A 25,555-nucleotide genomic window follows, 5' to 3' on the forward strand; every position below is an offset into this window, starting at 1 on the left:
AAAATCACGAGCCAAATAAAAATATTTTTATGATTTATCTTATCAATATAGCTTATAAAATTTAAAACCATGTTTTGGTATTCTTTGATCCTCTGGAGGTAGTTTCATGTAGTTACCATAATATTTTCTTAAATGCTCGCCATAGCCATTCATGCATGGATAGTTTTCATCTTCAAAGCAAAGATCAATAGTTTTGCTAAAATATTTTTTATGCATAATAGAATTGTTCCATTCTGAGCATTCGCTTATAAATAACGCTATATTTTCACAACTATTGTTTGTGTATGTTGAACGCCAATTTTTTAGTGTTTTATCGAGTTGCTTGTTAAGATATTTAGAACAGTAAATACAAAATTTACTTAAAAAAGCAAACTCCTCTGAACGTTTAACAAAAGATCTGATAAGTTTTCTTAAAAATTTTATTTTTTTAGCTGTTTTTCTCACCAAATCAATATCGTTTGGTATATAATCATAAATAAAAATATCTAAAAAAAATGGACATCTTTGCCCTTCATAATCTTCTATCAAATAATTTTCATTGTAAATTTTTGCAAGAAAATAAAAATATCTACAGTTTCTATCATAAATATCTTCCATATATATATTTTCTGAATTTTTCCAATATTTTCTTAATTTATCATACTCATCATAATGCATATAAATATCTATATCATCATCCCATGGAATAAATCCTTTATGCCTTACAGCACCTATTAATGTTCCACCACCTAAAGAATAAATAATATTATATTTTTTACAAAATTTATCAAAATATCTAAGAAGATCCATCAAGACTTTTTTCTGTTCGTTTGAAGTTATCTCTTGCATTTATTTAAAATCTCCTTATATTCTTCCAAATTGTCCATTTCATAACATTTTTCAACTTCAATTGCTTGTATTTTAAGCTCTGAGAGTAAATCCAAGACAATATTATCCCAATACATTTTCTCGTTTAACAAATAACTAGATGTAAGATATTTTTTTAAATTTTTTCTTATTTTTTTACAATCTTCTGTACAAAAATAAGAAACTCCCAATAAAGCAAGTCCGCTCGATAAAGTAGTATCGATTCCTTCTATCAGCCCATCTTTTGTTTTTACATACCACTCACCTTTAGAATTTCTTAGGATACAATAATAGGTACTCAAAGTTTGTTTTTGCAAAAAAATATTTTCATTTAAAACCACATCACAATCAATCACAAAACTATCACTGAAAAAACTACTAGCTTTATAAAAAGAATAAATGCTATTATATTTTCCATAATTTTCATTAAAGATTAATTTGACATTATATTTTTCTTCTAGATATAAAAATTGCTCTTTTAGATGTCCTATTACTATATAAATATCATCAACCATTGCTTCTTTAAGATAAACAATAGTACGCTCTATGTTGGCGACTCCTTGTATTTTAAGCATAGCTTTATGAGTTATCTTTGAAAGTTCTTGAAATCTGCTTCCTGACCCAGCTGCTAAAATAATCGCATTCAATCTTTATCCTTTTTAGAAAATAAAACCAAATTTGCTCCAATAAACACTAAAAAAATTAAAGCTATTTGTTTAAAGTCAAACTCACTTTGTATTATAACAAACCATATTACATAAGAGATATTCAACATCATAGCTTTTATTAATCCAATTTTTGAAATCGTAAAATAATATAAAAAATAAGATAACCCCCAAAAAGATACAGCACATAACAGCAATACAATAAAATTAAATGATAAGATATCATCGAAAGCAAAATTTGGTTCTTGAACAAAAATTAATATCGCATATCCAAAACTTGCTCCAGTTTGCCTTGAATAATAAACACTCGTCGTAGACAACTCCTTTAAAACAATAGAACTTAAAACCAATTCAGTTCCCCAAGATAATGCACATATTAAAGCCAAAATTATCCCAAAAAAATTAAAACTTAAACCATTAAAAAATAACAAAAATAAAGATGTTAAAGCCAATAATAAACCAAAAAAACCTTGTATGTTTATTTTTTGTTTTAAAAATACAAATGCTAAAAAAGTTGCAAAAACTGGATATAAACTAGTAATTGAAGCACTGAAACTTAAGCCTATAAGTGAAATTGCATTAAGATAACAATACATTGCAACAGGACCTGCGAGCAATCCAGCGAAAAACGGAAATATAAGTTTTCTTTTAAAAACAACTTCTTTTTTAAAAAATAAAATAAGCAATGTTAAAAATAGCCAAGGTATAAACTCAATACAAAAAAGCAATACAAAAACAAAATAAGAAGAATCAACAACCCTATCTGTAACTTTTACATAAAATATTCCAGCTAAAGCCCAAAACAATCCGGATAAAATACCAGAAATATATCCTATTTTATTCATTATAAATTTAAACTTTCTAATCGCTGGTATGCTCTATTGATCCTAATAAAACCATAGTTACCATAAAATTCATTATTTTCTTCTTTTAAGGCAGTCCAAAGCGTCCATAAAACATCACACGAAAAAGCATAAAAATCTAAATGCATTTTTTCTTTTTTTGTGACATCGCGATTAAAATAACATTCTAAAAAATATCTCTTTAACTCTTCATCCAATCTGCATTCTATCATAAAATTTGCTAATTCCCATAAAATATCATTTTTTCCAGAATACTCCCAATCAATAAAATAAACTCTATCTTTTATTAAAATATTTTCAGGGACGAGATCATTATGGCACGGTAAAACAGTAATATTTTGCTTTTGAAAATACAATGCAATTTTATTAAAAACTTTTAAAATATAATCCATTTGTCTATGATACTTGTAAAAAATACTTTTGTTGTTTAACAAAGAAAAATATTGCTCATACAAATTAAATACATTAAAGGTGTTTTTAAATTCTAAATCACTTTTGTGAAATTCTTCAAGTTTAAATGCTATTTCTTTTAATATGGTTTTATTTTGGATTTTCTCGTGATTAAGTGCATAAGAATTATGCAGAAATTTAGTAATTTTAACCCCTGTTTTTTCATCAAAATAAACACTTTCTACACTAAATTTTGCTTGACTTGCTAGAAAATCATTAATTTTTTCATTTTTTCTATGAATCAGTTGGTTTGTTTTTTGATTTGTTAATCTTAAACAATAGCTCTCTAAATTAGTGGATTTTTTTTGGATTTTCACAAGGTAGTTTTGATTTGTCATACCTCCAATTTTCTCTACACTGAAAATCTCATCCCTTGAAACTCCAAGAGCATGACTTAGAATACTTACCAATTCATCCATAAAACACTGATCCATATTTTGATTTAAAAAAAGGTTATAATTTTATCAAATTATAACTTAAAAACTAATGCTAAATATTTCATTATTACAATACACAAAAATTATTTAAATAATTTTGTAGATCTATTTTCAATTTTCAAGATTTATATAAGTGGTGCGGATGAAAGGACTTGAAATATATAACTAAAAATAAACATCTATATTACAATAGTTTTATAATGGTTACCTTTTGTAAGTTACCTTTTTTATGCAACCATATCAATCTTTATTTCTTATAAAACTTAAATAGTTTTTGAAAATTACACTTTTCAAACTTTTTTATATTTATATAAGCACCAAAGCCTTATTTGGCGATATTTTAACAAAATGTCTTTTAAGTCTTTTTGAAGTATTTTAAGTTTATTTAGCTTAAATTGAATGTTTCACGGATTTTTGGTTTAAGTTTTCTTGCTTTTTTAAGCATTTTTGGTTTGAAACTTAAATGTATTTTTTTTCTAAAGCTTAAAAGTAATTTTTAAAAGTTTGGTAGGTTTTCTTTCTAAATACCTAAGATAATAATTAAATCTTTTTATTTATCTATTTTGTAAGGTATTACATAGCCTTTAAAAATAAAATCTCTTTCTCTTTCATCATTAAAGGCTAAAGACTTTATAGGATTTGCACTATATCCACTAACTAAAATTAGCACTTCTCTTTTTGGCAAGCGGTAACACTTGTAAGACTGTTTATTTTGTGGGTTTTGGTAGGTGTCTCCAAATTTGGATATACCCTCTTCAACCACTTTTAGTTATTATAACTCATTTTATTTTATATGCCTTTAAAAGAAAGCTATTTAATTTTAAATACCTTGACAAAGCTATGCAGTTTTTTTAACACCTAGATTAAACTTAGGAGCTAAATGTTGATAAGGAAGTATTTAACTTACACCCTTTTATATTTAAAGGTTAAAAGATGACCTAATTAATAGTTAGCTCATCAGCAAAATGCCCTTTTTATCGTATTCTTATCGTATAACATTTTCTTAAATATTGCTTAATACAATGTAGTTTTTTGGATATTTTAAAGCTTGTTTATAGTGTAGTAGTGTAGATATTATCTACATCATAAGATGTATGAGTTTAACTCACACACCTTTTATTTTTATCTTCTTCCAACATTTCTCTTAATATTCTTTCTTCTTGTATTTGGTGTATTTTCTCAAGCTCTTCAAAACTAAACTCTTTGCCTAGCTCATCTTTTACAATACCTTTATAAGTGCTTTCACGCTGACTTACATTATAAAGACAATTATCTTGCTCGATTGTAATATCTTTTATATTATCAAGCATTGCCATAATCATATCTTTTATATCGCAAATACTTGCCTCATTATCAAACATTACACAAGACTTAACATCGCTTTTACTATCTAAATCGCTCAAAAACACATCTAAAAAGTATTTAAGCCCATTTATCTTGCCATCTAAACAACTCATTCTACAATAACTTACATTTTCCATTTTTGTAATTCCTTTTTTATTGCTTCAAATTAATTATTTATGAAATTTTACATTAAATATTATTAATTATAACTTAATTAATACACTTTTTATTATTTAAAGTTAATAAAAGATTATTTAATTATAATAAATAATTATTTTATATAGAAAGGTTAAAAATGGAAGTGGGCGAATTTGAAAAGCTTCTAAAACAAGCGGGATTAACTAAAAAAGAGTTTGCAAAACTAACTAATATGAACTATAACAGCGTTGTGAATTGGGGTACTAAAAATACATATGCGAAGTGGGTAGAGCCTTTTTTAAACTATTACATCAAAGCAAAAAAATATGATGAATTGACACAAGCTTTAAAAGGTAACTAATAAACAAAAATAAAGGTTACAAAATGACAAGATTAGAATTTGATGAAAAAATTAAGAAACTAGGATTAACAAGGAAAACATTTGCAGATATAGCAAAGGTAAGTTATAGCGGGATTTCTACAAATTGGAAAGATGATAAAGAAATTCCCGCTTGGGTAGAACCCTTTTTATATTATTATGAAAAATGCTTAGCTTTTGATGAGTTATTGACAATCTTAGAAAAATACAAAAAAGAAGATAATTTAGAGCAAACCTCTAAGAAATAGCTATACCCATTCTACAATAACTTACATTTTCCATTTTTGTAATTCCTTTTTTATGATTAAAAATACAAATGTATTTATTTTAAATCATAATTATATATTTTTATATTTATAAATAGCTTAATTAAAGTATATTTGTATTTAAAACTAAATATTATGATATAATTTTATATTTAAAATGATAAGGGATGACTATGCTAAGTAAAGATGAGTTTAAAAAACTAATGAATAATGCTAACTTATCTAAAAAAGATTTTGCCGAAAAATTGGAAGTAAGCTATAATGCTATAAATGGTTGGGGGACTAATGGTAGGGATTATCCTTACTGGGTTAAATCTTGGCTTGAAAACTACATCAAAGCACAAAAATACAATAAAATCAAAGACTTAATAAAAGATGATATGTAGAAAAGGTTTTAGATGAAATTTCAAAATCCATAAAACCTTTTATAAGATAAATATTGAACATAAATAATTAAAAATAATATTTTTGTTGTTTTCATATATAATATACTTTTTATTATAATTGTGATATAATTAACACAAGTAAAAAGAATTGTGAAACTTATTATGTAGTTAGGTTTTAGACTTCTTCTTATAAAGGAGATTTGGCTCTTTATCTTTAGTTAGAGAGTTACCCCGCTTAGTGCGGGGATATTATATTTTTAGTTATTTTTTCTTTTATCTTTTCTAAATCTTCTTTTTTGATTTTACCATTATAGTGACTTACTATTCTTTTTGTATCAAAAGACCTTATTTGAGATAGTAATGCAACTTGATTTTTATTTTTACTATCTATAAAGTGATGGTAAAGATAACCTGTCTTGTTTACTATTTTGCTCGATAACGGTATTCCTATGAAAAGATTAATATAATTTGGAATATAAATTTTATTTAAAACCAACACAGGTCTTTTAAAATCACTATGCTTTCCATAAACCTCACTTCCTATATTTTGACCTACTTGAACCCAATAAATTTTTCCTATGCTTATTTTTTTATTTTCTTTTAAATGTATTTCTTTCTTTTTTTTATTCCATTTATTAAACTTATCATCATAATTCATCAAAAAAAGCTCCTTTGAAAGTATAATTTTACTTATTTTTACTTCCAAAATAATTAATTTTATTTTTAGCTTTGTAAGAAAACTATGTCTTAGTGCTTGTATGTTGGAATTATTCTTTTAATATAATCAATTTAAAAGGCATTTATGGCTTAATAAACACTATGTATATTTTTTCAGCAAATAGGTTTAAAAGCAAATGTTTTTTATAACATAAATTATAAAAATGATAAATATTTTTTATAATTAAAAACTAGCAAGGTATAAAAATATATATGTTAAATCAATCAAAGCTGCTTTAAACGATTTTTGTTTTTTAATCAATTTTATATTAGTAAAAATACTTTTTGCATTTAAGGGATATTTTTGTTAATCAAAGCTACATAGGTTAAACCTACATAGCTTAAAAAACTAAGTAGCTTTATTCAGTAAATAAAGTTTGTGTAGCGTTTATTTCTATGCCATTAATGATAGTTTTGTTCTCTTTTAAAGGCATATAGTATTTTAATGCTTTTCCGCCCGTGCTTCTTGATTTTTCTAAGATTTCATAATATAGCATTTTCCCATTTTCTAGCTTTTTAATGGCATAAGTATCAGTCTTTGCTTTTCCTAAAAGTTCTAACAAATCCCCTTGCAAAATCTCCCCTCTTTGCTCTATGATTTTCTGAGCCTTTAAAAGAAAGTTTGTATCAGCTTCATTTACAAGCTTTTCTACTTTTAAATCAAGAGTTTTTAGGTCTATATCTATTTTTAGAGGATGAGGTAGAAAGTTCCTTGCTTTTTTGGTTTTTAACTCCATATCTAGCTTTAAACCATCATTATTGCTTGTTTGTATTATAAAAAGATTATCAGTAGCATTTGCAAAATTAACTCCGCCTATAAAATCATTTTCTACACTTTTTCCTTTATGATGAATAAATAAAAAAGTCCCACCGCTTTTATGGCTTATTTTTTTGATTATTTTCATAAACTCAGCTACTTTTTTATTATCATTCATATCGCCTTTAAAGAAATTAAAAAGACTATCAAAAACAACAAAACAATCAGATAAACTGCCTTTTTGTGCTAAAGGTTCCAAATACCTTTTAACAATAAAATCAAAATCTACATCTATTTCATCATCTCCATACTCCAAAGAATTGCTAGTTTGTATATAATTAAAATCTGCATAATCTAAAAAACAACACCCTTTTATTTGCATTGTTTCTTTAATCCTGCTTTTAATGGTTATTTTGCTATTATCTCCATCAAAATAAACAATCTTTTTAACCTTATCAAACTCCAATAAATACTTACAAATAGCAAGACTTAAAAATGTTTTTCCTTTATTGGCTTCACTAATTAAAAAACTAATGCTACCTTTATCTAAAAAATTATCTATCAAAGATATAAAATCAACATTAGTTAAGTCTTTATTTCTTATAGCCCATATTGTTAAATCTATAAAATCAGCATTTTTAATATTTTGTGGTAAAATACTATTCGGACTACTTGTTATTTTTTTAATATCTTTAAAAGCATCAAAGTTGAGTTTTGCATCTTGACTTTGACTTTTAAATCTATCCATTTTTACTCCTTTCTAAAAAGCTTAAGCCTTTCATAAAATAACTTTTAAAATACTTTTGTGCAAAAGCCAAAAAGGTATTTAGCTCCTTTCTGTCTTTCTCATAATCTTTTTTTAATTCTTTCATTAAATAAACTATAAAATCCACAAAATCAGCATTTTTATACTCATCATAATTAAGAACAGAAAAACTATTTAACACACTTGGTTTTAACTTTGCTAACTCTTTTAAAAGACCTAAATTGGCATTAAAACTACTTTCATCGTTCTCAATAATAAAATACAAAAACTTTTCATCTATGAAGCTCAAAAGCTCATTTATTTGCTCGTGTGTTTGTATATATTTCATCGTGCTATCGCTTTGAAAGCAAATCGCATTTATACCTAAAAGCTCACTGATGATTATTTCTTTTATGCCACTAAATATAAAGCAACAATCTTTTAGCAATCCATTTTCTTTAGCTTTTACAAACTTTATAAACTTAGCATTGCTTCCTTTTAGTTTAAACCATTTTATTGTCTTATCTTTGACTATTTTTTCTTTTATAGCTATGCTCTTAATCTCACCTTTATCTCTTAAGATAAGTGCTAAGCTTTTGTCGTTTTTAGAAAATCCAAAGTATTCATTTATGATATTTTCAAACTCATTTATTTTTACAAAATCTAATATTTTGCATAAATCCATAAAAAGCCTAAAATTACCAAAAAAGGTTTTATCTAATAATTCATTTCTCAAAATATCATCATAGTATAAGTTATAATCAGCCTGTAAAGAATAAGCCATATTTTTTAAATAGCTATCATCTTTTACAACTTCTTTTATAGATTTAAAACTATCCACCTTATGCGTGGGTAGCTTATGAAAATCAACAAAAATCTCTAAAGCTTCTTTTGTGCTAACATTTTCTTTAAAAACTATAAAATCAATCACATCTCCACTAAAACTGCCGTTAAAATCAGTTATTAAGCTTGTGTTTGGTTTGATTTTAAGACTTGTGTTGTATTTTTCATTACCACTTCTATCAAAACTTAACCCATAGCGGTATAGTAAGAAGTTGGTTACAAAATGGTAATTTTTTGTATATGATTTTACCTCATCATTAAAAAGGCTTGCACTCATTATAAAGCCTTTAATTCATAGTGTGACTTCTAAACCACTCATCAAGTCTAGCTTTATCATAAAATACTTTTTTACCTATTTTAATATAAGGAATTTTGTTTTGCATTCTATATTTGTTTTGTGTTTCTTTGCTTAGATTATAAAGCGTAACTACCTCTTGTATAGTTAAAAAATCTTTGTTTGTATTGTTTTCCATTTTCTATCCTTTTAAAATTACTTATGGAGTTCATAAAGCCTTTAAAAGAAATAGATAAGTTAAATTACAATACAATTCTTTTAAGGGCTTCAACTAAAGCTCTTATAATGAAATTGTGCGTTTTAATTTTGTTTGGTGACTGGGTTAAAACGCACTTACTTGAAAGCCTTTTGAAGCTTTTCAAATTCCATTAAATTAAAAAAATATTCTTTTGAATATTTACGAAGTATTCTAGCAGTTTTCAAAGTATTTTGCCTTAATGCAAATTTATTACCATTTGTAACTATTTTTGGTTTCTTAGGTTTCTTTTGTTTTGTTATATTTCTTTTATTTCGCCTTTTTTTATAAGAAACAATTTTAAACTTAAATTACTAGCGATATTTTTCTAAAAAGTAACAAAAATTTTACTCATATTTTCTATTTTTTTTCATAACAAGCCAATATCTTTAAAGGTTTTTAATATATGCCTTAGCAGAAATAGCCAAAAAAGCACTGCGTGATAAGCCCATTTTCTTAGAATAAAAATCTATCTCATCTATAAGACTATTTTTTAAAGTGATAGCTAGGTTCTTACTTTTATCATTTCATAGGTTCAGGTATAAACTCGTTTTTTTCTAAAGCTTCTTCTAAATAACAAGCAAAAGCGTTTTTTAAATCTTCTATTGCTTCATTTGGTGTTTTACCATATCCTGCCATTAAAACAAGTTTATTTAGCTCTTTATCATCAAATTGCGCAAAGTAGTCTCCATCTTCAAGTCTTACCAAATTAATCTTATAAGGTAAGTTCAAATAATAATTTATATCTTTTTTCATTTTTCCCCTTTTAAGTGCTTTAGTATTTGCTTTACATAAATTTCTTTTATATGTTTATGCAAAGGCACAATAATACTTTTTCCATTTTTCTTAAACTTATGATGACTTCCCTTAATGCTAACAAGTTTATAACCATACCAACTTAAAAGCTTTTCTATATTGGCAAAACTTGCGTTTTTAGGGTTATTTTCTAGTTCTTTAATTAACTTTTCTTTATTACTCATATATGTATTATATAGAATTATCTTAAAGCATTTTAAAGCCTTATAAGGTATTTTATATTTTATTAAGTATTTGTGTTTTATAATTTTTTTACATTCAAAGGGGGGCTCAACCCCTACTTAATATAATCTAACAAATCTTTATTTATTCCACAAATTAAATCATTCAAAAAATCTTCTATTTTATCAGGCATTAGACCTATATTTGTTCCTTTTTCTTTTGTGCTTATGCGGGGATATAGTTTATTATTATTTTCTCTAAGCTTTAAAAGATTTTCAAAATGACAAGCTCTATTTCTTAGAGTATGTAACAAGTTTAAAACAATATTAACCTTATCTATATTATCAAAACCCTGTTTTGTGTTTTTATAAATAAAAAAGTTTCTATTGCTAGGACTATACTTTCTAAAATCAAAAGTCTTTAACTCTAAAATCTTGTTTTGCACCTTATAAGATACGATTAATTTAGCTACCACACCTAAGCTAAGGCGTGACAATATTTGATGAGGTTCTAAACTTTCTTTGTCTTTAAACTCATTTATTTTTGCCAGTAAAAAAGGATTATCGCTTATTTTTATCCACTCCTTGCATTTAAAGCTTAGTTCATAATCTAACGCATTTCTTATATAAATCTCAAGTATAGCTATTTTAGGAATTATCTTAGATATTAATTTTAAGTTCTCAAAATGCTCGTTTATATCTTTGTAATACTCTAATCTTTGTTTTGAAAAGATAAACTCTAAATCTTGCATTTACTCTTCTTGTAATTTCTTTAAAGCCTCGTTAGCTTTTTGACTTGCCTTAAGTGTATCATTAGTTGCATAAATGTTTATAGTGCTTAAGTCTCTATGCCCCAAAGTCCCGCTAATTACTGCAGGATTAACTCCATTTTGTATTAGCAAAGTAGCTTTTATATGCCTTGAAAAATGAGGCGTCCATTCTCTTACACCGCTAAGCTCTCTTATTTTAATTTCTTGTCTTGCTAAGTTTGATATTTTTTTACCACTAACACTAGAAACAAAGACTAAGCCTTTATCTTGTTTAACCTCATCTTTTAAAGCTTTTAAAGCCTTATAACACTCATCATCTAAGGCATACTCTTGTGCTTCGCCGTTTTTTGTTTTTGGTAAAAATATAGTTTTTCTTTCTAAATCTACATTTTGCCAAAGAAGACTTAAAACCTCATCCCTACGCCTACCACTATGTATAAGTAAAAACAAAGCCTTATAAAGTGAATTGTCTTTGTATAGTTCTAAAATAGCATTTAAAATAGCTTCATATTTGCCTTTAGGATTGGTAACAAGCTTTTTATTTTGCACCTTATCAAGTTTTAAACCTAGAGTAACATTTTCATTAATCCATTTGTTTTTTATAGCATATTTAATCATAGGGTTTAAAACTTCTTTAATGGCTCTATTATATGTTTTTGGTTCTAATCCCTTATTTTTCATATCATTATAAAACTCTTGCACCTTATAAAGCGTAAGTTCATCTAAATGTATATTTCCTAAAGGTTCTAAAATATGATTATTAAAAATGCTTATTAAGTTTCTAATGTGACCTTTGTGTTGCTCGTTTAAATCTTTAATATTATAATTAGCTTTTATAAAGACTTCAAAAAGGTTTTTTATTAAAATACTAGAGTTTAAAGTATAAGTGGCACTAAAAAGCTTTTTAAACTCGTTTTCATATTCTTTAGCTCTTGCAAGTGCTATTCTTATATATTCGTTTTCATTCCAAGTAGGGCGTAAGGGGATAGTGAAAGCGTGTTGTTTTTCTTTACCGCCGTTTTGCATTCTAAATAAAAAGGCGTTGATTTTATTTTTGTGTCTTTTTAGATGTGTTCCTTTTCCTATGGATATATTATAATCCTTTCTATCAATCGCCATTTTTAACCTTGTATTTTTGCTGTATTATAGCGTATTCAAAAGCCCTGTAAGTTTAATTAAATTATTATAAGTTACCTTTGCTTTAAGGTTAAAGCCAAAATTGACCTTTTTTACCGCTAAACTTAAATAGATAAAAAGGACGATTTTTTAACTATCCTTTCATCCGGTTACTTTAAAAAGTTACCTGCTAAAAGGTTACCTTTTTGAAATAATTCGAAATGATACAATAGGACTTCAAAGACTTCAGCGTAATTTAAGCTAAATCTCTCAAACTATGGTAAAATAGGGCTTAGAGTGGTGCGGATGAAAGGACTTGAACCTTCACGCATTGCTGCACCAGATCCTAAGTCTGGCGTGTCTGCCAATTTCACCACATCCGCAAAAGTGGTACGCTCAAGAGGATTCGAACCTCTGACCTACGGCTTAGAAGGCCGTTGCTCTATCCAGCTGAGCTATGAGCGCATAAAAATAAAAGTAACAATGGGCTTATGGTGCGCCCGATAGGAATCGAACCCATAACCTACAGATCCGAAGTCTGTCGCTCTATCCAGTTGAGCTACGAGCGCTGATGGGGTGAGTGATGGGAATCGAACCCACGACCCTCAGGACCACAATCTGATGCTCTAACCGACTGAGCTACACTCACCATTTATAAAAATGGTCGGGGTGAAAGGATTCGAACCTTCGGCCCCTTGGTCCCAAACCAAGTGCGCTAACCAGACTGCGCTACACCCCGATGTACAAAAATAAAGCGTTATTTTACATAAAAAAATATTAAAAGTCAAGATAAAAAAATATTTAGCATAAAAAATGCTAAATATTTTAAGAATTGTCTGTTTGTTTTTTTTGTGAAATGATATTTAAAATTTCTACTATCAAAGAAAAAGCCATAGCTGTATAAATATATGCTTTATCTATATGGATATCAAAACTTTCACATACTAAAACAAAGCCTATCATTACTAAAAATGCCAAGGCTAAGATTTTAATACTTGAATATTTTTCTACAAAATCTGCAATTGGTTTAGAGGCAAAAAGCATAACTAAAACTGCAATAATCACAGCAATAATCATAATCTCTATATCTTGAGCAATGCCCACAGCAGTAATAACACTATCAAGAGAAAATACTATGTCTATCACAGCTATTTCAGCAACTACAACCCAAAGTTTATTGCTAATTTTTATATTGCTTTGACTTTCCTCTTGGTGCATTATACTTTCTTTAATTTCCTTAATAGACTTAACTATTAAAAACAAACCTCCAAGCAAAAGCACCAAATCTCTACCTGAAATTTCATTACCCAATATACTAAATAAAGGTGTGACAAGTTTCATCACCCAAAATAAAGACAATAACAATAAAATTCTAGTAATCATCGCAAAAGCAAGACCTAGAATTCTACCCTTATCTCTATGTTCTGGTGGTAATTTAGAAACTAAAATCGCTAGAAAAATGATATTATCAATCCCTAGTACAATCTCCAAAGCTGTAAGAGTAAGTAATACCACCCAAGCATCTACACTAAAAATCCATTCAAACATTTACTTTCCTTAAACAAAAAGCGTAATTATAATGATGAAAAATTAATCATTTTCAAAAATTTTTACAATGGTTTCGGGTAAAAGTGTATGTTCGAGCTGGTGAATTTTATCTTCAAACTCTTCAAAGCTTAACTTAGCTTTTTCAAACGCCTTTTGTGCAATGATTTTACCACCATCAAGCTCTTCATTAACCCAATGCACGCTAATGCCTGCTACTTTCATATCACTTTTATAGCTTTCTTTGATAGCATGAGCACCTTTAAATAAAGGAAGCAAAGAAGGATGAAGATTAATAGCTTTTATATTTTGAGTGAAAACAGGACTTAAAATTCGCATAAATCCTGCTAGGATAGTCAAATCTACTTGACTTTCTTTTATAATTTTTACTAATTCTGCGTCAAATTCTTCTCTTGAAGTAAATTTTTCATGTTCTATGATTTTAGTTTCAAGACCATATTTTAAAGCTCTTTGTATGCCATAAGCTTCTTTTTTATTGCATACACACAAAACTACTTCAAAGGTATTTTTACCAAAAGTTTTTTTATGTAATTTTTCTAAAATATTTTCCAAATTACTTCCATTACCACTAAATAAAACTGCTAATTTTATAAGCATTTTAACCCCTTTATTAATTTTAAAGCATCAAAACTAATTTTATTTTTCTTATAATTTTTAGCCACCAAAGCATGAGCTAATACTGCATTTTTAGCAGCTTCTAAAGCATTAAATTTCGCCCCAAGTAAAGCTACTATCATACCACTTAGCACATCCCCACTTCCACCTTTTGCCAAAGCCTCATTGCCACAATTTACTACAAAAAGTTTTTCTTTTTGAGTGATGATGGGGTTAGCCCCTTTTAACACCAAAGCACATTGGAATTTAGAACTAAATTTTCTTGCATAAAAAAAGCGTTTGTTTTGAATTTCTTCTACACTTACATCCTCATTAAAACAAAGTTTTAAAAGCATAGAAAACTCTTTAGGATGAGGAGTTAAAACAACATCTTCTCTATCAAGATATGAAAACAAATTTTCACTTTGGAAGCAATTTGCATCTAAGACTAAAGGAATATTTTTTAATCTTTCATCTTTTAAAATACTTAAATCATCAAGCCCCATACCTATAGTAGCTGCATTTATTTTGCCTTCAATATCATCTTTTAGCATAATCAAAGGCGAAAAGCTTTCTTTGGCCACTAAAGATACAAGCCCTGCCCCAAACTCTAAAGCACCAAGTCCAGCTAAAGTACCTGCGCTTTTATTGGCAAAAATATAAACATGACCAAAATCACCTTTATTTGAGCTAGCTTTTTTGGTAATGAGTTTTAAATCTTTTTTTTCTAGTAAAAAACTTGAAGTATTTTGCATATAAGGTTTTAAACCCAAATTCGCAATTTTAATTTTACCTACAAATTCTTTTGCAAAATCTTCTAGCAAAATTTCTTTAATTACCCCCATGCAAAGAGTATAATCAGCCTTAAAACATAGTTCTTGTCCAAGCCCGCTAGGAATATCACAAGCTATTTTTAAAGCCTTACTTTTAGCAATTTTTTTAAAAATTCTTTGCAAATTTTCATCTAAAGCTTTATTTAAACCACTTCCAAAAACACAATCAACTATAATGTCAAAATCTTTAAATTTAGGTTCTTTTTTTAAGAAATTAAAACCTATATTTTTTAAAATTTGCTCTTGCTTGGTAAACACTGTACTTTTTTTATATGGCATAACAAAAGCAAAAGCTTTTTTTAAGTGTCTAATGGCCACAAGTCCATCAGCTCCATTTCCACCAGTACCAAGCAAAAATAAAATTTTAGCATTTTTTATGTTTTTACTTTTTTTCTTAATCAAATTTGCAAGCTCTATGCCTGCATTTTCCATCATTAAAAACTCATCCAAACCTTTTTCAATAAGCTCTTTTTCATAAGAAATATTATCTTTAAATACTACTTTCATCGCTCATCTCACATTTTATAAGCTTTTGGGTTTTAGCGCCTAGCTCTTTAAGTTTTATCACTCTTGAAGCAATATTTCCACTTCCATGAGTAAGCTTTGTTTGCATATTATCTACATTTGTATTTAATCTTTTGATGTTTTCTTTGATTTTTTCAAAATCATCTAAAACACCTGCAAATTTATCATGAAATTTGCCAAGCTCATCAAAAGCTTTTAGGATATTTTCATTACTTTGTATATTTTTCCATGAAATATTTATCGTATTTAGTGCCATAAAAAGAGTATTTGGTGTAGTTAAATAAACCTTTTTTTTATAAGCATATTGATAAATTTCAAGATCTACATTTAAAATCAAATCTAAGATATTTTGATAAGGTATAAAAAGCAAAACAAACTCATAAGTGTGTTTATCATACTGCATATAAGGCTTTTTGGCTAACTCGTCAATCCTTGATTTTAGATTATAAGCCAAATCAAGGCAGGTATTTTGACTAATATCTTCAAAAGCAAAATCACTTGGTAAAGAAAATTTTGCATCTATGATTATACTTTTTTGTTTATCTAAAAACACAACCGCATCAGGAATATAGGTTTTACCCTCATCTTGAAATCTCTCTTGCAATTTATACTGCACGCCCTCTACCAAACCACTATTTTCTAAAACTGATTTTAGTTGCAATTCTGCAAAATTACCACGAATTTTTTTATCGCCCTTTAAAATTTTAGCTAACTTATCTGCATTTTCTGTCATATTTTGGCTAAATTTAAACATATTATCAATATGAGTTTTAAGACTAACTTCATTTGAATTTAGTCTTTCATTGTATTCTTTAACGCTTTTTTTCACAGGCAAGAAAATTTCTTCTAAGATTTTTTTTGTATCCTCATTAAGCATAAGTTTGTTTTGGTTTAAAATACTAGCATTTTGTTTTTGTAAATTTTGTTCTAATTCTTGTTTTAATTCTACTAAGCTTTGCTTGTATTTTTCTTCTAGTTTTATTAAAGTTTGAGTATATTCTTCTTTTAAATTCGCACGCTCTTTTAAATGTATATTTAAAAGTTCTTGCTGGGTTTGTTCTTTTTGAGCTAATTTTACTTCTAAAGCCTCATTTTTAGACAAATATAATATTTTTTCATCTAAAAGTTTGGAATTTTTTTCTATGAGTGTAGTTTTTTCAAACTCTAAATTAGCAAGTTGATTTTGCAAAGCTATATTACTTTGGTTTAAAAACTCTAATTTTGCTTTTTCTTTTTGACTTTTAAACGCATACCATATAAAAACTAAAACTACAACAGCTAAAAAGGCTATCAAGATATTTTCCATTTTTAAGCCTTTGTTTTTTCAATAAGAAAATAAATATTTTTTTCATTACCTTCTTTAAATTGTTTCATTTGTGGTAAAAACTCTTTTACCAATGCTCTAAAATTTTTAAAACCAAAATTTTGAGGGATAAAATTTGCGTGTTTTCTATTCATATTGGTGCGAATTTGAGCATATTCAGCACGGCCTTTTTCTTCTATTAAGGCTTCTGTGATATTGATTAAATCTTTGATATATTCTTTAGTGCTTAATATTTTTTCTTTAGATTCATCTTGATCTAAATAAAAAAATTCACTAAAAGAATTCACATAAGATTTTACAGCTTGTTTTAAACCCATACCTATAACTTGCTTTTTACCTTCTTTAAGTCTTTGGATTAAACTAGTATAATCGCTATCGCTTGAAACAATGACAAAAATATCAATATCTTTTTCATAAAAAAAACTCATAATCTCAGTGATTAAGTACATATCACTTGAGTTTTTATTAGCTATAAAATTAAATTGTTGCATAGCGATGATAGAATATTGTGCGATTTGTTCTTTCCAATTTTGTATATTTTTTTGTGTCCAATCTCCATAAATTCGTTTTATAACAATTTCTCCATAATCAGAGGCGATGTCAAAAATAGATTTTGCATATTTTGAAGGAATATTTTCTGCATCAATAAAGATCGCCACACTTTTATTATCCATTTTTTCTCCTATGTAGTTCTCATTCTAAAACTTAATGCTTTTAAAATATGAGTTTTTAAGATCAACTCACTTTGCTCTAAATCTGCAATAGTTCTTGCTACTTTTATGGTTTTATTTACCCCTCTTTGAGAAAGATTATGTGAATTTATAGCCTTTTGTAAAATTTCATTCGCAGTAGAATCTAAAATACAAAATTGTTTCAGCTGTTCATCATTTAATTTAGCATTAAATTCTTCTTGTTTTCTTTGCTTTTGAAATAAAAATCCTTTAAAAACCATTTCACTCATTTGTTCAGAGCTTAAACTTGTTTTATCTTCATGTGAAATCTCATCCATAGCTACATAAAGATCAATCCTATCTAAAATAGGAGATGAAATTTTATTTTTGTATTTTTTAATTTCTATCTCTTGGCAACGACATGCAAGACTTTTAGAAAATAAATTTCCACAAGGACAAGGATTTTGCGCACAAGCAAATAAAAATTTAGTTTCATAAATCACCTTGGTATTAACTCTTGAAATAAGAATTTTAAAATCCTCTAGTGGTTCTCTTAAACTTTCTATAATTTGTTTTGAAAAATGGGGAAACTCATCAAAAAACAAAACCCCTCCATTTGCAAGTGCTATTTCTCCTATCTTGGCATTTTTGGTTCCTCCACCAAAAATACTAGCCCTAGTACTTGTATGATGAGGACTTCTAAAAACCCTACTAGCACTAAAATCATCGTCTAAAGAATTTAATGACTTATAGGCATTTTGAGCTAAAATTTCTTTCAAACTTTGTGGTGGCATGATGAAAGGAAGTCTTTTAGCACACATACTTTTACCACTACCTGGACTACCTTCAAATAAAATATTATGCATACCCAAAGCTGCTATTATACAAGCAAATTTAGCATTTTCTTGACCCTTAACTTCTTTAAAATCATAAGGGTAAGTAGAATTTTTTATATATTTTTGATTATTAATTTCTATGGCATTTTCAAATAAAGGATGAGCATTATTTATATGATAATTTTCATAATTTTTTTCTTTAAAAAAATCCATAGCTTGAGCTAAATTTTCCAAAGCATAGATTGTTAAGTTGGGTATCATCGAAGCTTTTTGTGCTATAGCTTTTGGTACTACTACTTTGGCATTTTGTACTTTTGCACTTAAAAAAAGCAAGATAGAAAATAAACTAGCAGTACTTTTAATACTCCCATCTAAACCAAGTTCTCCAAAAACAAAAAAGTCATCTAAATTTTCTTTTTGAAATAAAATCAAAATCGCAATAGCCAAATCAAAATGAGAGCCATTTTTAGGGATATCTGATGGACTAAGATTGATAGTGATTTTTTGAGCTGGGAAATTGAAATTTTGACTTAGTAAAGTTGCCTTAACTCTTTCTGTGCTTTCTTTGATGGTAGAATTTGCAAGACCCACTATACTAAAACCTGGCAAACCTCTTGTGAAAGTTGATTCTACATCGATAATATCAAGCTCTGTAGAAAAACTTGCACATTTTAGTTTTTTCATTTGTTCTTTTTGGATTTTTTCTTAAAGTCTTTATCAAATTTTTGGCGTTTTAAAAAAGAAAGTTTTTCTATAAACAAATGCCCATCAAGATGATCAACTTCATGTTGAATAGCCACTGCTAAAAAATCATGCGCTTGCAAACTTTGTGGCTTGCCAAATCTATCTTGATAATCAAGTTGTATATTTTTATAACGCATTACATCTTCATAAAAACCTGGTATGCTTAAACAACCTTCATTGCAAGAAATTTTTTCATCATCTAAAGGTGTTATAATAGGATTAATAATTTCTAAAAGAGTTTGTTTATCTTCTTTTTGCTCACCTTCTTCATCACCAATATCTACAAGCAAAGCTCTAATTGGCACATCAACTTGAATAGCAGCCAAGCCTACGCCCTTATTAGCTATCATTGTTTCATACATATCATCTAAAAGTATATGTAAATCTTTATCAAAATTTTCTACTTTTTTTGACTCTAAAAATAATCTTGGATTAGGATAGGTAATTATCTTTCTTATCATTTTTCTTTTTCCACTATTATAAAGGGTTCTAAATTTTTTCCTGAATCTTTTAAAGCTTCAATACATTTTTCTATTAATTCTTCACCCTTACTATCTTGATTAACAGCACTTATAGCCACTTCAACATCTACATCTATTTCTTTATCTGCTAGGAAAAAATTTGAATTTTCTAAAGATTCTAAAATTTTATTACATATTTCTTGTGCTTTTTCTAAATTTGTATGAGAAATCATCATAGCAAAAATATTGTTTCCACAATGGGCTACTATATCGCTTGAAGAGACATTTTTACTAAAAATTCTACACACACCTTTTAAAAAAGCATTTTTTTCTTTTTGAGTATAAGTTTGCTCAAGAATTTCTTCTTTTACTCTAAAAAATATTAAGGAAGTATGATAATTATATTTTGCATTACTTTCAATGCTTTTTTCTAAATTTTCTAAAAAATATTTTTTATTATAAACTCCAAATTTAGAGTCAAAATCACTTTGCTCTTCTATATGTTTATAAGTTTGTCTAACCTCATCAAAACTTTCTTTAATCTCATCTGAATATTTATCTAAAATACTAGAAAATCTTGAAAGATCTGCTTCAAGAGCGTGAATTACATTAGAAACAGCTAAATTTCCTGTACTAATAGCAAGTTCTGAATTACGCCTTCTTAACATATCTTTAACTGTTTCAAGATGTCTATAAATCATAGCAATGTATTGCAATAATGCCGAAGTAGAACTAAAACTTTTTTTGATTTCTTGTTCTATATTTGCACGTTTGATACCATCATCATTTTGCTCAAATTCCATAATCTCGCTAACTTTTTTCTTAAAAGCTACCGGACGTTCTTCAAGCATTTTTTGAAAATAAACTCCGTAATTAGTTGGTGTTGGAGGTACATTATCTTTCACAAGCTCAGTCAAAATAGACTTTGCAAATTTTTCAAATTCACCTCCACTAATTTTTTGAATTTTTGGAGCTTCTTTGGCTGGAGTTGGATCACTACTTAAATTTAAATCAGCAAATAAATCATCATCTAACATTGCTATGCTTTTCCTTATTTAAAACTTTTTTCCAAAACCTTATCGATTAAGCCATATTCCTTAGCTTCTACAGCACTCATAAAAAAGTCTCTATCAGTGTCTTTTTCTATTTTGGAGAGTTTTTGTTTGGTGTTTTTAGCCAAAATATCATTTAAAATCGCTTTTAATCTTAGAATTTCTTTTGCTTGAATTTCTATATCAGTTGCTTGCCCTCTTGCACCACCTAGTGGTTGATGGATCATAATTCTTGAATTTGGCAGAGCAAATCTTTTCCCTGGAGCACCACAACTAAGCAAAAATGCACCCATTGAAGCAGCTTGACCAATACAAATAGTACTTACATCAGCTTTAATATAATTCATCGTATCATAAATACTAAATCCACTGGTTACAACCCCACCTGGTGAGTTAATATAAAGATAAATATCTTTTTGAGGATCTTCAGCCTCTAAAAACAAAAGCTGAGCTACAATAGAAGCAGCAAGATCATCATTGATCTCGCCACTTAGCATGATAATTCTATCTTTTAAAAGTCTTGAATAAATATCATAACTTCTTTCGCCCCTGCTTGTTTTTTCAACCACATAAGGTATGTATGAGCTCATTATTTTTCACTTTCTTTTTCAGTTTTCTTTTTATCGTTTTTTTTGAAAATATCAGCAAAAAGTTTTTCTTCAATTAAAGACATTTTAATAGCAGGTAATGCACCTTGTTTTTTATAATTATCTAAATGTTCTTGTGGGTTAAAGCCATATCTATAAGCTTCAAAATAAATCGCTTGGATTAATTCTTGATCGCTTACTGTAACATTTCTAAGTTTTGCTAGCTCATCTACAATGAAAGTTAATTTTACGCTTTTTTGTGCATCTTCTTTGAAACTTTCTCTTTTTTCTTTATATTTAGCCTCATCTTTAAATTCTTTTAATTCTTCTTCGCTTAAAGTTCTCAAAGAGCTTCTAAATTGCATATCTGTTTCTTGCTCTACTATATTTCTTGGTAAAACAAAGTCAAACTTAGCTACCAAAGCTTCTGCAAATTGATTTTTAAGCTCATCATTGATAAGTTTAAAGATTTTTTCATTTTTTAGTTGTTCTTTTAATTTTGCATCTAATTTTTCAACACTTGGTTCTTTTTCTTCAGGTAACAAGCTTTTTAAAAGCTCTTCATTTAACTCAGGTAATTTAAGTTCTTGAATTTCGTGAATTTTTACTTTAAATACCGCATCTTTTCCTGCTAAATGCGCTGCGCCATATTCTTTTGGAAAAGTTACATTAATATCTTTTTCCTCACCTGCTTTTAAACCAATCATACCTTCTTCAAATCCTGGTATGAATTGTTTTGAACCAATTTCTAAAACATAATTTTGAGCTTTTCCACCATCAAAAGCTTTACCATCAACAAAACCTTCAAAATCAAATTTAGTAAAATCGCCTTCTTTTAAAGCTCTTGCTTCTTTAATCGCTTCAGGAGTAGCAAATCTTTTTAATAATTCTTCTTTTTTTGCATCAATTTCTTTTTGAGTTACTTTTGGTGTATTATAAGTTGGAATTAGTTCTTCATATCCATCTAATTTTACTTCTGGTCTAAAAGATAATACCATTTGAGCCTCAATAGCACCATCTTTTCTATCAAATTTTTCAAAATACGGCTCACCTACTAAATCTTTAGCCTCTTTTTTAACTTCTTTTAAAGCACCATCTACAGCATTTCTTAAAAGATCTTGCTCCGCATCTCTTGTAAGCTCTTTTTCATATCTTTTAAGTATAGCAGCAACAGGAACTTTTCCTGCTCTAAAACCATCCATTTTCATAGTTCTAGATGCTTTTTTAGCTAATTTTTCAACTTCTGCTTTAATAGCTCCTTGAGCAATTTTCACAGTAGCATTTGCATTTGCAAAATCAATTAGTTTTGCTGTAACTTCCATAATATTTTCCCTTTTCTAAATAAAATTTTTTGATAATATACCAAAATTTTCCTTATCACTTTATATAAAAATAAAAATATGTTAAAATTTTAATTTTTGATGGAGAAAAAATGCAAGAAAAATTTGAACAATCAGTAAAAAATATGTTAGAGATTATTGGGGAAAATCCACAAAGAGAAGGACTTTTAAAAACTCCTACTAGAGTTTTTAAGGCTTTTGAATTTTTAAATAGCGGTTATAAACAAGATCCAAAACAAATACTAAATGATGCTTTATTTGAAAGTTCAAACAATGAAATGGTTTTAGTAAGAGATATAGAATTTTATAGTCTTTGTGAACATCATCTTTTGCCTTTTTTTGGGCGCGTGCATGTTGCATATATACCAGATAAAAAAGTCGTAGGACTTAGTAAAATCCCACGCCTTGTAGAAGTTTTTGCAAGACGCTTACAAATTCAAGAACAACTTACAGAGCAAATCGCAGAAGCTTTAATGGAACATGTAGGTGCAAAAGGCGTTGGGGTAGTTATTGAAGCAAGACATATGTGTGTTGAAATGCGTGGAGTACAAAAGGCAAATTCTACTACTAGTACTTCAGCATTAAGAGGTAGCTTTTTAAAAAGTGAAAAAACAAGAAAAGAATTTTTCACTTTAATTAACTCAGCAAAACAGGTTAGATTTTAATGGGTTTAGAAAAACTTCGTAGCAAAATTGCTTCACAAAATCTTGCTAGTGTTTTTGGACAAATTACTAAAATTTCAAGCACTAGTATAGAAATAAATGGCTTAAAAACTAGCATAGGTGATATCATTAAAATAGTTTCTAGTGAAGATGAGAGTAAAGAAGCTATGGCTATGGTGGTAGAAGTAGATGAGAATTTAAGCTATTTAAGTCCTTTTGGTTTTGTGGAAGGTTTTAAAATAGGCGATCGTGCTTTTATTAATGATGCGGGTATGCAAATAGGAGTTAGCGATGAACTTTTAGGAAGGGTGGTTGATCCTTTTATGCGACCAAAAGATGGTAAAGGACCTATTGAGGCGAGTAAATTTATGCCTATTATGCGTGCACCTATTGATGCAATGAAACGAGGTTTGATAGAGGAAGTCTTTCCAGTAGGAGTTAAAACAATAGATGCGCTTTTAACTTGTGGGGTAGGACAAAAGCTTGGGATTTTTGCAGGAAGCGGGGTTGGTAAATCAACCCTTATGGGCATGATAGTAAAAAATTCCAAAGCTCCGATTAAAGTCATAGCTTTAATCGGGGAACGTGGTAGAGAAATTCCTGAGTTTATACAAAAAAATCTTGGTGGTAAACTTGATGATACTGTCATAATCGTTGCAACAAGTGATGATAGTGCGCTGATGAGAAAATACGGAGCATTTTGCGCTATGAGTGTGGCTGAGTATTTTAAAGAACAAGGCAAAGATGTGTTATTTATCATGGATAGTGTAACGCGTTTTGCTATGGCTCAAAGAGAAATAGGCCTAGCTCTAGGTGAACCACCTACAACAAAAGGCTATCCGCCAAGCGTTTTAAGTCTTTTACCTCAGCTTATGGAGCGCGCAGGAAAAGAAGAAGGTAAAGGCACTATAACAGCATTTTTTACCGTGTTGGTTGATGGAGATGATATGAGTGATCCAATAGCTGATCAAAGCAGATCAATACTTGATGGGCATATAGTGCTTAGTCGCGAACTTACTGACTTTGGAATTTATCCACCTATAAATATACAAAATTCAGCCTCAAGGGTTATGGGTGATATTATTAGTGATGAACACAAACTAGCTGCTAGAAAATTTAAACGTTTAAATTCTTTGCTTAAAGAAAATGAGGTTTTACTTAGAATTGGTGCTTATCAAAAAGGCACTGATAAAGAACTTGATCAGGCTATCGCTAAAAAAGACTTTATGCAACAATTTTTAAGTCAAAATCCTGAAGAAAGTTTTGAATTTGAAGATACTATCAATATGCTAAAGATGATTGATATGCAATAATTGGAATGATTTTTGCTTTTTTTATGATAAAAAGTCATGAAAAAAGGATGGATCATGTCAAATATAGCTTTTTTAGATCATCAACAAAGCTTGGGTTTAAAATACACCGATATTTGTCAAAATATCTTTGAAAGAGAAATTTTTACACATATGTTTTTAGAGTGTATAAGTTATCTTTTATTAGAAAATAAAGCTAAATTAAAATACTTAAAAATTATTAATTCAAAAGAAGAATTTATCGTTGAATTTAAAATTAATAATCAAAAAAAATCATTTATTATCAATGATAAAAAAATACTAAATGCAGAATTTAGTGCAAAAAGAATAACTCAAGATGAATATGAAAGAGAAATCGCTAGAATTTATCAAATAGAAAGATATTTAAAAACACAAAGCAATCTTCAAAATTTTTCTAGCGAAATTAACACTACCATGAAAAATCTTTTTAAAGATATGGATGAGTTTAAAAACTATATCGATATGCTTGAAGCAAAAGAAAACACTCACAATCACTACTTATCAAAAATTTATAATATAGCTTAATATTAACCAAACTTTGCCGATAATACTACTAATCCAAACAAAAGGAGTATGTTATGGGCGAAGTTACTAACAACCAAGCAAGTTTAATGCTTAACATTGCAACTACTATGATGAAAAAAACCATAGAAGCCAATGAAAATGCAGTAATGCAAGTACTTGAAGGCGTAAATGCAAACCCTGCTCCAACTACTACTCCTAGCACTAGTTCAGGATTGCTTGACATTTACGCTTAATTTTTCTCTTCGATTCAAAAATTTTGGCATAGCTTTTGCTTT

Annotated in this window: 29 protein-coding genes, 5 tRNA genes and 2 pseudogenes; 7 read left to right on the forward strand and 29 right to left on the reverse strand. The window is 28.1% G+C overall.

From position 1 onward, the window contains the following. Positions 1-42: 42 nt before the first annotated feature. The 6 genes and pseudogenes from L8T90_RS05790 to L8T90_RS05815 form a co-directional block, all read right to left on the reverse strand. Positions 43-828, reverse strand: coding sequence for a LicD family protein (locus L8T90_RS05790; protein ID WP_263736970.1), 786 nt, complete (start codon positions 826-828; stop codon positions 43-45). Then, positions 816-1,493 (reverse strand): NTP transferase domain-containing protein, encoded by a 678-nt coding sequence (locus L8T90_RS05795; RefSeq protein WP_263736971.1) that lies wholly within the window; start codon positions 1,491-1,493, stop codon positions 816-818. The genes L8T90_RS05790 and L8T90_RS05795 overlap by 13 nt, the downstream gene beginning before the upstream one ends. Continuing rightward, positions 1,490-2,356 carry a DMT family transporter gene (locus L8T90_RS05800; RefSeq protein WP_263736972.1) on the reverse strand — a complete coding sequence of 289 codons (867 nt, stop codon included), beginning with the start codon at positions 2,354-2,356 and terminating at the stop codon, positions 1,490-1,492. The genes L8T90_RS05795 and L8T90_RS05800 overlap by 4 nt, the downstream gene beginning before the upstream one ends. Further along, complete coding sequence (locus L8T90_RS05805) at positions 2,356-3,243, reverse strand: choline kinase family protein (protein WP_263736973.1); 888 nt, start codon at positions 3,241-3,243, stop codon at positions 2,356-2,358. Before L8T90_RS05805 ends, L8T90_RS05800 begins: the two co-directional genes overlap by 1 nt. Before the next feature lie 568 nt (positions 3,244-3,811). Beyond that, positions 3,812-3,892 (reverse strand): annotated as a pseudogene (locus L8T90_RS05810) (type II toxin-antitoxin system RelE/ParE family toxin); the annotation flags it as partial. Between the two features lie 469 nt (positions 3,893-4,361). Next, positions 4,362-4,742 carry a hypothetical protein gene (locus tag L8T90_RS05815; protein WP_263736974.1) on the reverse strand — a complete coding sequence of 127 codons (381 nt, stop codon included), beginning with the start codon at positions 4,740-4,742 and terminating at the stop codon, positions 4,362-4,364. Positions 4,743-4,900: 158 nt separating this feature from the next. Here L8T90_RS05815 and L8T90_RS05820 point away from each other — a divergent pair, with 158 nt between their 5' ends. From L8T90_RS05820 to L8T90_RS05830, 3 genes are all read left to right on the forward strand, one after another. Continuing rightward, positions 4,901-5,104 carry a hypothetical protein gene (locus L8T90_RS05820; protein WP_039642399.1) on the forward strand — a complete coding sequence of 68 codons (204 nt, stop codon included), beginning with the start codon at positions 4,901-4,903 and terminating at the stop codon, positions 5,102-5,104. 23 nt (positions 5,105-5,127) lie between these two features. Beyond that, complete coding sequence (locus L8T90_RS05825; RefSeq protein ID WP_039642400.1) at positions 5,128-5,370, forward strand: hypothetical protein; 243 nt, start codon at positions 5,128-5,130, stop codon at positions 5,368-5,370. Positions 5,371-5,561: 191 nt separating this feature from the next. After that, positions 5,562-5,774 (forward strand): hypothetical protein, encoded by a 213-nt coding sequence (locus tag L8T90_RS05830; protein WP_039664629.1) that lies wholly within the window; start codon positions 5,562-5,564, stop codon positions 5,772-5,774. A 235-nt stretch (positions 5,775-6,009) separates the two neighbouring features. On the opposite strand, the gene L8T90_RS05835 is transcribed toward L8T90_RS05830, so the two are convergent. From L8T90_RS05835 to tig, 23 genes and pseudogenes are all read right to left on the reverse strand, one after another. After that, on the reverse strand, positions 6,010-6,435 hold the full coding sequence (locus tag L8T90_RS05835; protein WP_318529939.1) for a type II toxin-antitoxin system PemK/MazF family toxin: 426 nt from the start codon (positions 6,433-6,435) through the stop codon (positions 6,010-6,012). 415 nt (positions 6,436-6,850) lie between these two features. Next, positions 6,851-7,996: an AAA family ATPase gene (locus tag L8T90_RS05840; protein ID WP_263670270.1), complete on the reverse strand. Its 1,146-nt coding sequence runs from the start codon at positions 7,994-7,996 to the stop codon at positions 6,851-6,853. Then, positions 7,989-9,113, reverse strand: a complete 1,125-nt coding sequence (locus L8T90_RS05845) for a hypothetical protein (RefSeq protein WP_263736976.1) — start codon at positions 9,111-9,113, stop codon at positions 7,989-7,991. Before L8T90_RS05845 ends, L8T90_RS05840 begins: the two co-directional genes overlap by 8 nt. Positions 9,114-9,123: 10 nt before the next feature. Continuing rightward, the gene (locus L8T90_RS05850; protein WP_039642406.1) at positions 9,124-9,309 is read right to left on the reverse strand and encodes a helix-turn-helix domain-containing protein; all 186 of its coding nucleotides are present in this window, start codon (positions 9,307-9,309) and stop codon (positions 9,124-9,126) included. Between the two features lie 446 nt (positions 9,310-9,755). Then, positions 9,756-10,122, reverse strand: a pseudogene (locus L8T90_RS07890) (type II toxin-antitoxin system HicB family antitoxin). Continuing rightward, positions 10,119-10,346 carry a type II toxin-antitoxin system HicA family toxin gene (locus L8T90_RS05860; protein ID WP_263736978.1) on the reverse strand — a complete coding sequence of 76 codons (228 nt, stop codon included), beginning with the start codon at positions 10,344-10,346 and terminating at the stop codon, positions 10,119-10,121. The pseudogene L8T90_RS07890 and the gene L8T90_RS05860 overlap by 4 nt, the downstream one beginning before the upstream one ends. Before the next feature lie 113 nt (positions 10,347-10,459). Then, the gene (locus L8T90_RS05865) at positions 10,460-11,095 is read right to left on the reverse strand and encodes a hypothetical protein (RefSeq protein ID WP_039642408.1); all 636 of its coding nucleotides are present in this window, start codon (positions 11,093-11,095) and stop codon (positions 10,460-10,462) included. After that, positions 11,096-12,232 (reverse strand): tyrosine-type recombinase/integrase, encoded by a 1,137-nt coding sequence (locus L8T90_RS05870; protein WP_263666688.1) that lies wholly within the window; start codon positions 12,230-12,232, stop codon positions 11,096-11,098. It abuts the gene before it with no gap. Between the two features lie 295 nt (positions 12,233-12,527). After that, a tRNA-Leu gene (locus L8T90_RS05875) sits at positions 12,528-12,612 on the reverse strand. 5 nt (positions 12,613-12,617) lie between these two features. Next, positions 12,618-12,694, reverse strand: a tRNA-Arg gene (locus tag L8T90_RS05880). Between the two features lie 27 nt (positions 12,695-12,721). After that, a tRNA-Arg gene (locus L8T90_RS05885) sits at positions 12,722-12,798 on the reverse strand. A gap of 3 nt (positions 12,799-12,801) precedes the next feature. After that, a tRNA-His gene (locus L8T90_RS05890) sits at positions 12,802-12,878 on the reverse strand. 12 nt (positions 12,879-12,890) lie between these two features. Next, a tRNA-Pro gene (locus tag L8T90_RS05895) sits at positions 12,891-12,968 on the reverse strand. Between the two features lie 86 nt (positions 12,969-13,054). Next, entirely contained in the window at positions 13,055-13,777 is a 723-nt protein-coding gene (locus L8T90_RS05900; RefSeq protein WP_263736979.1) for a TerC family protein, read from the reverse strand. Positions 13,778-13,819: 42 nt separating this feature from the next. Further along, positions 13,820-14,392 (reverse strand): phosphoribosylglycinamide formyltransferase, encoded by a 573-nt coding sequence (gene purN / locus L8T90_RS05905; protein WP_263725293.1) that lies wholly within the window; start codon positions 14,390-14,392, stop codon positions 13,820-13,822. Next, positions 14,383-15,729, reverse strand: a complete 1,347-nt coding sequence (locus L8T90_RS05910) for an NAD(P)H-hydrate dehydratase (protein WP_263736980.1) — start codon at positions 15,727-15,729, stop codon at positions 14,383-14,385. Before L8T90_RS05910 ends, purN begins: the two co-directional genes overlap by 10 nt. Then, positions 15,713-17,053 carry a DNA recombination protein RmuC gene (gene rmuC, locus L8T90_RS05915; protein ID WP_263736981.1) on the reverse strand — a complete coding sequence of 447 codons (1,341 nt, stop codon included), beginning with the start codon at positions 17,051-17,053 and terminating at the stop codon, positions 15,713-15,715. Before rmuC ends, L8T90_RS05910 begins: the two co-directional genes overlap by 17 nt. Positions 17,054-17,055: 2 nt before the next feature. Beyond that, positions 17,056-17,745: an NYN domain-containing protein gene (locus tag L8T90_RS05920; protein WP_039619378.1), complete on the reverse strand. Its 690-nt coding sequence runs from the start codon at positions 17,743-17,745 to the stop codon at positions 17,056-17,058. A gap of 8 nt (positions 17,746-17,753) precedes the next feature. Continuing rightward, entirely contained in the window at positions 17,754-19,262 is a 1,509-nt protein-coding gene (locus L8T90_RS05925; RefSeq protein WP_263736982.1) for a YifB family Mg chelatase-like AAA ATPase, read from the reverse strand. Further along, a complete protein-coding gene (gene def / locus L8T90_RS05930) occupies positions 19,259-19,783 on the reverse strand; it encodes a peptide deformylase (protein ID WP_039642414.1) in 525 nt (174 codons plus the stop codon). The genes L8T90_RS05925 and def overlap by 4 nt, the downstream gene beginning before the upstream one ends. After that, entirely contained in the window at positions 19,780-20,820 is a 1,041-nt protein-coding gene (locus L8T90_RS05935) for a GGDEF domain-containing protein (protein WP_263664077.1), read from the reverse strand. Before L8T90_RS05935 ends, def begins: the two co-directional genes overlap by 4 nt. A 14-nt stretch (positions 20,821-20,834) precedes the next feature. Next, entirely contained in the window at positions 20,835-21,425 is a 591-nt protein-coding gene (gene clpP / locus L8T90_RS05940) for an ATP-dependent Clp endopeptidase proteolytic subunit ClpP (protein ID WP_087699173.1), read from the reverse strand. Continuing rightward, positions 21,425-22,744, reverse strand: coding sequence for a trigger factor (gene tig / locus L8T90_RS05945; protein ID WP_263736983.1), 1,320 nt, complete (start codon positions 22,742-22,744; stop codon positions 21,425-21,427). Before tig ends, clpP begins: the two co-directional genes overlap by 1 nt. Before the next feature lie 110 nt (positions 22,745-22,854). Between tig and folE the strand changes: the two genes are divergently transcribed. From folE to L8T90_RS05965, 4 genes are read left to right on the forward strand one after another with little or no spacing between them, the layout of a single operon-like run. Next, positions 22,855-23,427 (forward strand): GTP cyclohydrolase I FolE, encoded by a 573-nt coding sequence (gene folE / locus L8T90_RS05950; RefSeq protein WP_012662169.1) that lies wholly within the window; start codon positions 22,855-22,857, stop codon positions 23,425-23,427. Next, positions 23,427-24,737: a flagellar protein export ATPase FliI gene (gene fliI / locus L8T90_RS05955; RefSeq protein WP_039619391.1), complete on the forward strand. Its 1,311-nt coding sequence runs from the start codon at positions 23,427-23,429 to the stop codon at positions 24,735-24,737. Before folE ends, fliI begins: the two co-directional genes overlap by 1 nt. A gap of 54 nt (positions 24,738-24,791) precedes the next feature. After that, positions 24,792-25,280: a hypothetical protein gene (locus L8T90_RS05960; RefSeq protein ID WP_263664075.1), complete on the forward strand. Its 489-nt coding sequence runs from the start codon at positions 24,792-24,794 to the stop codon at positions 25,278-25,280. A 53-nt stretch (positions 25,281-25,333) separates the two neighbouring features. After that, the gene (locus tag L8T90_RS05965; protein WP_039619394.1) at positions 25,334-25,513 is read left to right on the forward strand and encodes a putative motility protein; all 180 of its coding nucleotides are present in this window, start codon (positions 25,334-25,336) and stop codon (positions 25,511-25,513) included. Positions 25,514-25,555: the final 42 nt, after the last annotated feature.

This window comes from Campylobacter sp. RKI_CA19_01121 (assembly GCF_025771295.1).
In the GTDB taxonomy this organism is placed as follows: domain Bacteria; phylum Campylobacterota; class Campylobacteria; order Campylobacterales; family Campylobacteraceae; genus Campylobacter_D.